Below are 6,684 nucleotides of genomic sequence, written 5' to 3'. Positions count from 1 at the left end.
CACCCCCACCGACGGCGCCTCACCCGGCGCCAGCCCCTCGCCCGCCGCGAGCGACAACGTCTGTGATCTGATCGTCGGCCGGGCCAAGGAGTACTGCGAGGACGGCGAGAAGGCCGCGGGCGCCCCGCGTTCCGGCGGTGTCTCCGACCCCGCCAGCGCCCTCGACCCCCTCTCCTCCCTGGCCCGCGGCTGCGCCGACGCCGCCGCGTGGATCGTCGGGAAGCTCAGTGACGCCGTCAACGCCACCGCCAACGTCGACTTCACCAACGCCGCCTTCCTCCGCCAGTACGCCGTCATCTTCGCTGCCTCCACCGTCCTCACCCTCGTCATCTGGCTCCTCGCCGTCGCCAAGCGCGCCATCCGCGGCGTCCCCCTCACCACCGCGCTCTCCGAGGCCATCGGCTTTCTCTGGCTGACCGTCCTCGCCTCCGCCTTCACCCCGCTGATCCTCTATACGGTCGTGTCCGCGACAGACGGCGTCACCGAGGTCATCTCCACCTCCACCGGCGGCCAGACCGATGTCTTCTTCGGCGGCTTCGCCGAGGCCCTCAAGAAGGGCGACGACATCGGCGGCGGCCCGATCATGCTGATCGTCGTCGCCCTCGTGTCGATCCTCGCCGCCGGCATCCTCTGGCTGGAGCTGGTCATCAGGGCCGCGCTGCTGTACGTGGGCGCCCTGCTCGGCACCGTCGTGTACGCCGGGCTCGTCGACAAGAACATGTGGGGCCATGTCCGCCGCTGGGCCAGCATCATGATCGCCGTCATCCTGGTCAAACCCGTGATCGTGATCGTCCTCGGTCTCGCGGGCGCGCTCTCCGCCGACGACGGCCCCGACGCCTTCTCCGCCGTCGTCTCCGGCCTCGCCATCATCCTGCTCGCGATCTTCGCCTCCGCGATGATCTACCGCTTCGTGCCCGGCTTCGGCGACGAGATCGCCTCGTCCCGCACCAACAGGAAGCAGGCCACGGACGGTTCGCAGGCCGCCGCCCTCATCAGCTCGCCCGCCGCGCTCGTCTCCCAGGGCATCAAGACCCACAGCAGCCGCAACCACCAGCAGCAGGGCAACAGCGGCGGCTCGGGCGGCCGGCCCGCCAACCCCGTCTCCGGAGGGGTCGCCGCACACAGCGCCCGCCCCTCGGGCGGCGGCATAAGCGGCACAGGCGGAGGTGCGGGCGGCGGAGCCGGCGCGGGCGGCGGACTCCCCGCCGCGCCCCCGCCCCGCAGCGGCGGCCCCACCAGCGGCCCCCACAGCTCACGCGGCACAGGCCTCGGAGGAACCGGAACCGGTAACAACAGCACTGGAGGTGGAGGGCGTTGACGACCCAGTCCCACCCGATCGCGCCCCGCCGTACGTATCTCATCGGCCGTGCCCGGCCGAACGCGATCGTCGGCAAGAACCGCGAGACCGGCGAGATCGCCCTGATCGTCGCCGGCGCGTTCATCGGCATGATGTGCGGGCTCCTCGTGCCCGTCCTGCCGGTGCGCATCGTGACCCTCGCCGGCTTCCCGCTCCTCGCGCTGGCCGCCGTCTACGTACCGTACAAACACCGCACGTTCTACAAGTGGTACGAGATCAACCGCAGCTTCAAGCGCACCCTCCGCGCCGGTACGGTCTACCGCTCGGGCGCCATGGAGGCCGGCACCGGCATCGACGGCCGCGAGGTCGAGATCGGCCCGCCCCCCGGCATCGGCCGGATCAACTGGCTGGCCGCGCCCTTCGGCCCCGACGAGATCGCCGTACTCCTGCACGCCGACCGCCGCACCGTCACCGCCGCCATCGAGATCGAGGGCCCCGGCGTCGGCCTGCGCGACAGCGAGGACCAGGAGGCCCTCGTCGACCGCTTCGGCACGCTCCTCAAGCATGTCGCCAACGGGGACGGCTTCGTCACCCGGCTCCAGATGCTCGCCCGTACGCTGCCCGCCGACCCCGACGCGCACGCCAAGGACGTCGCCCAGCGCGGCGACATCTCCGCCCCCGAGTGGCTCCAGGAGTCGTACGACCAGCTCCAGTCGATGGTCTCCACCTCCAGCGAGCAGCACCGCGCCTATCTCGTCGCCTGCATGCACTACACCCGTGAACTGGCCGCCGAGGGCCAGGCCATGGCCCGTGCCGCCCGCCAGGCCTCCGGTGCCAGGCGGCTCGACCGGGACGCGGGCCTCGCCGTCGTCATGGCCCGCGAGCTGACCGACATCTGCGCCCGGCTCGCCGAGGCGGACATCCGGGTACGGCAGCCCCTCGGCCAGAGCCGGCTCGCCTCCCTCGTCCACTCCATGTACGACCCCGACCACCCCATCGACCACATCCAGGCCATGACGAAACGAAACGCCTGGCCGGCCGAGCTGGACGCGATGGAACCGACGTATCTGCAGGCCAAGACCCGTGAGTCGTCGACCCGCGCGCCCTGGTGCCACTCCACCGCCTGGGTCAAGGAATGGCCCATGACCCCGGTCGGGGTGAACTTCCTGGCGCCGCTGCTCGTCCACACCCCCGATGTGATCCGTACGGTCTCCGTCACCATGGACCTCGAACCGACCGAGATCGCGATCGAGCGGATGCTGACCGAGAAGACCAACGACGAGGCGGAGGCCAGCCGCGCCGCCAAGATGAACCGGACCGTCGACCCGCGCGACATCGCCGCGCACGGACGGCTCGACCAGCGGGGTGAAGATCTCGCCAGCGGGGCAGCGGGAGTCAATCTCGTCGGGTACATCACAGTGTCGTCCAGGACGCCCGAGGCACTGGCCAGGGACAAGAGGACGATCAGAGCCTCGGCGGGCAAGTCGTATCTGAAGCTGGAGTGGTGCGACCGCGAGCATCACCGCGCGTTTGTGAACACCCTGCCGTTCGCGACGGGCATCCGCCGCTAGCACCGCCCGCCAGCCCAGCCAGCCACCGAGCCGAGAAAGGGGCCTGTGGTGCGAGATCCGCTCTCCGTCCTCACGGATGCCTTCACCAGCTTCCTCTTCGGGAAGGTGGAGACGACCAGGCTGCCCGTCCGTACGTCGACGGGCCAGGCCCAGGCCGTCTATCTGCCCACCGCGGCCCCCGGCCTCGGCGACTCGGGCGTGATCATCGGCCGTGAGGTCTACAGCGGCAAGGGCTATATCTACGACCCCTTCCAGCTCTACGGCCAGCAGCTCCCGGCCCCCCACTGGCTGGTCCTCGGCGAGTCCGGAAACGGCAAGTCGGCGCTGGAGAAGACCTACGTCCTGCGCCAACTGCGCTTCCGCGACCGCCAGGTGGTCGTCCTGGACGCCCAGGGCGAGGACGGCGTCGGCGAGTGGAACCTGATCGCCCAGGAGCTGGGGATAACTCCCATCCGGCTGGACCCGATGGCCGCGCTCGACGGCGGCATCCGGCTCAACCCCCTCGATCCGTCGATCACCACGACCGGCCAGCTCGCCCTGCTCCGTACGATCATCGAAGTCGCCATGGGACACGGCCTCGACGAGCGCTCCGGCTTCGCGCTGAAGGTCGCCCACGCCTATGTCAACGAGACCATCGTGCAGCGCCAGCCCGTCCTGATGGACATCGTCGAGCAACTGCGCCACCCCGAGCCCGAGTCGGCCGAGGCCATGAACGTCGACCTGGACGATGTACGGGCCTGGGGCCTGGATGTGGCGCTGGTCCTGGACCGACTCGTCGACGGTGACCTCCGGGGCATGTTCGACGGCCCGACCACCGTCGGCATCGACCTCGACGCCCCCCTGATCGTCTTCGACCTCTCGCACATCGACCGCAACTCGATCGCGATGCCGATCCTGATGGCGATCGTCGGCGTCTGGCTGGAGCACACCTGGATCCGCCCCGACCGCAGGAAGCGCATCTTCCTGGTCGAGGAGGCCTGGCACATCATCAACTCGCCCTTCGTCGCCCAGCTCTTCCAGCGCCTCCTCAAGTTCGGCCGCCGGCTCGGCCTGTCCTTCGTGGCGGTGGTCCACCATCTCTCGGACGTCGTGGACGGCGCGGCGGCCCGCGAGGCCGCGGCCATCCTCAAGATGGCCTCGACCCGCACGATCTACGCCCAGAAGGCCGACGAGGCACGCGCGACCGGCCGGGTCCTCGGACTGCCCCGCTGGGCGGTGGAGATCATCCCGACCCTCACCCCCGGTATCGCGGTCTGGGACGTCAACGGCAATGTCCAGGTCGTCAAACACCTGGTCACCGAGGCCGAACGGCCGCTGGTCTTCACCGACCGCGCCATGACCGAGAACTCCGCGGCATCCGCCGCCGCCGACACCGCGGAGGCACTGGCCGCCGGACTGCCCGCGGACATGCAGGCCGCGGAGTGGGAAGCGGAGCAGCGCGCGATCCTCCTCGAACGGCAACGGCAGTTCAACGAGTCCTCCGAGTCGACGGTGGCATGACATGCCGCGCCACCACGACGGCCAGGGCCGGGGTCCGGCGTACGACAGGGGCGACCGCGGCCAGACCCGCGGCGGTATCCCCGACGGACTGCTGGTGGGCCTGCTCGGCTTTGTCCTGGGCCTGTCCCTGCTGGTCTGGACGGCCACGGGACTGGCCGGCCTGTTCACGCACGGCGCCTGGCCGGAGGCGGTGACCTACGCCCGTACGCCCATGGCCATGCGTCAGCTCCTCGCCGCGCCGCACGATGTGACGGGCGCCTGGCCCGACACCCCGCCGGACCAGCTCTCCGGGTACGGGCTGTTCTGGGGCCTGCTGATAAGCCAGCTCATGGTGCTGACGGTCCTCGCCGTGTTCGTCCTGGGGGTGGTGGCGCGCTACCGAGTGGTACGAGCCCGCCGCCGCGAACAGCACCACGCGCACCGTGAACGGGTGGCCGGAACCCGCGACATGCTCAGCAAGGGCCCCATGAACGAGGGCGCCAGGAGCGGGGAGAGCAGGGGCGAGGGCACCGGACCGGGCGTCGCGGCCATGCCGGGCCCGGCCTCCGGCCCACAGCCGTCCGCATCGACGACAGCGGCTCCGGCAACGGCATCGGTACCGCCCGAGCCCGTGTCCGTACCGCCCGTGGCCACCACGGCCACGCCCACGGCGGCCGTCGCCTTCGCCGCTGTCCCGGCTCCCCGTACCGAACCGCCCGTACGGTACGGCGATCCCCTCACGCGCCGCCCCACCGCCGTCCAGGCCATCCTCGACGCCGCAGGCCCGGCGCTGGTCGTCACCTCCGACCCGACCATCTGGGCCGAGACCAAGGATGCGCGCGCCAAGCTCGGCCCGGTCCTGCTGTACGACCCCGGCCACCTCTGCGACACCCCGGCCCGTATGCACTGGTCGCCCACCGCCGGCTGCGAGGACCCCGCCACCGCTGCCGCCCGCGCGTCCGCGCTGCTCACCCCGGTACGCCCGCACGCCCTGCTCGACGCCACCATGGCCGAAACGGCCGAAACGCTCCTCCGGTGCTGGCTGCACGCCGCGGCCGTGGACGGACGGCCGTTCAAACAGGTGCACCGCTGGGCACAGGGCGGCAGCGCCCACGAAGCGGTACGTATACTCCGCACGCACCCGAAGGCCGCCTCGGGCCTCGCGGGCCTGCTGGAGTCGGCACTCACGGCCCATCCCGAACGACGGGAAGTGGCCCAGCAGTTGACGGCCCGTACGCTCGCGGCCCTCTCCTCGGTCCATATCCGCGACGCCTGCACACCCAACCGAACCGATGCGCTCGCCCTGGATTCTTTTGTGAACGAGGGGGGCACTCTCTATGTGGTGGGTGAGCCGATCGAAGATCCGCGCTCCCGCCCGGGTGCGATGCCGCTGCTCACCGCACTCACCTCAAGCGTGGTCGAGCACGGCCGCCGCATGGCCGCACGGTCATCTGACGGTCGGCTCGACCCACCAATGACACTCGTCCTCGACGATGTCGCCGCCGTGGCCCCGCTCCCCCAGCTCCCGGAGCTGCTGGCCGCCGGCCAGGACCAGGGGCTGCCCGCCCTGGTCCTGCTGCGCTCACGCCAGCAGGGCAAGGACCGTTGGCCTCACGCCGATCTCCAGGCGCTGTCGGACGGAACGTAATCCGCCGGAACGTAATCCGCATGTCCGCATGACGGTCACGGGCGCTCGATCGCCAGCTCCAGTTCCTTGGCGAGCGGATCCTGCTCGAACGGCACGACCGTCCCGGTGGGTACGAAGCCGAGCTTGAGGTACGCGGCCCGCGCCCGGGGATTCTCTTCGCGGACATAGAGCCGTACGCGGGTCAGCCGCGGCTTCTCCTGCGCCCAGGCCCAGTTGAGCGCCTCCCCGACCAGCGCGCCGATCAGCCCACTGCCGCGGTGCTCGGGGCGTACATACACGCCGACGAGATGCCCCTGAGCCTGGGCGATGGTGGACCCGAAGAAGTCGATGCTGCCGGCGTCCTCGACCAGCATGGCCACCGAGCCGGACCAACTACCGTCCGGGGCCTCGGCGATGAACTGGCCCGATCTGCGCCCGTACCGGGGCGCCGAACCTGCGGCCCGCTCCTGCCAGTACGAGTCGGGGTGTGCGAGGCCCTGCTCGTACGTCTCCAGAAACGCGACCGGCGCGGCCGAGTCCTGGAGGGCGAGCAGCCGGAGTTCCTTGACCTTGGCCCACTCGTCGGGCCGTACGGCGCGTATCACATGGTTCATGCACCGATACTCCGCGCAGGCGTCTTCGCTCGCAAGGCGATTTTGAACGCAGAAATGCCCTGTACCAAGACTTCTGGTACAGGGCATTTCCATAAA

5 protein-coding genes are annotated in these 6,684 nt (G+C 70.5%); 4 read left to right on the top strand and 1 reads right to left on the bottom strand.

Going from position 1 to position 6,684, the window contains the following annotated elements; genetic code table 11:
- From WH07_RS35310 to WH07_RS35295, 4 genes are all read left to right on the top strand, one after another.
- Positions 1-1,318: hypothetical protein (locus WH07_RS35310; RefSeq protein ID WP_046509253.1), on the top strand; the 1,318-nt coding region annotated here is incomplete at its 5' end.
- Complete coding sequence (locus tag WH07_RS35305; protein WP_046509251.1) at positions 1,315-2,868, top strand: SCO6880 family protein; 1,554 nt, start codon at positions 1,315-1,317, stop codon at positions 2,866-2,868. The genes WH07_RS35310 and WH07_RS35305, both read left to right, overlap by 4 nt.
- A 48-nt stretch (positions 2,869-2,916) precedes the next feature.
- Positions 2,917-4,368, top strand: coding sequence for an ATP-binding protein (locus WH07_RS35300; protein WP_046509257.1), 1,452 nt, complete (start codon positions 2,917-2,919; stop codon positions 4,366-4,368).
- Position 4,369: 1 nt separating this feature from the next.
- Positions 4,370-5,995 carry a type IV secretory system conjugative DNA transfer family protein gene (locus WH07_RS35295; protein WP_198533955.1) on the top strand — a complete coding sequence of 542 codons (1,626 nt, stop codon included), beginning with the start codon at positions 4,370-4,372 and terminating at the stop codon, positions 5,993-5,995.
- Between the two features lie 35 nt (positions 5,996-6,030).
- Here the strand turns inward: WH07_RS35295 and WH07_RS35290 are convergent, their stop codons facing one another.
- On the bottom strand, positions 6,031-6,588 hold the full coding sequence (locus WH07_RS35290) for a GNAT family N-acetyltransferase (protein ID WP_046509249.1): 558 nt from the start codon (positions 6,586-6,588) through the stop codon (positions 6,031-6,033).
- Positions 6,589-6,684 lie beyond the last annotated feature (96 nt).

It is taken from the genome of Streptomyces odonnellii (assembly GCF_000981895.1).
GTDB lineage: Bacteria > Actinomycetota > Actinomycetes > Streptomycetales > Streptomycetaceae > Streptomyces > Streptomyces odonnellii.
Note: the sequence above shows the minus strand (reverse complement) of the source record. Positions and strands in the feature narration are given on the sequence as shown.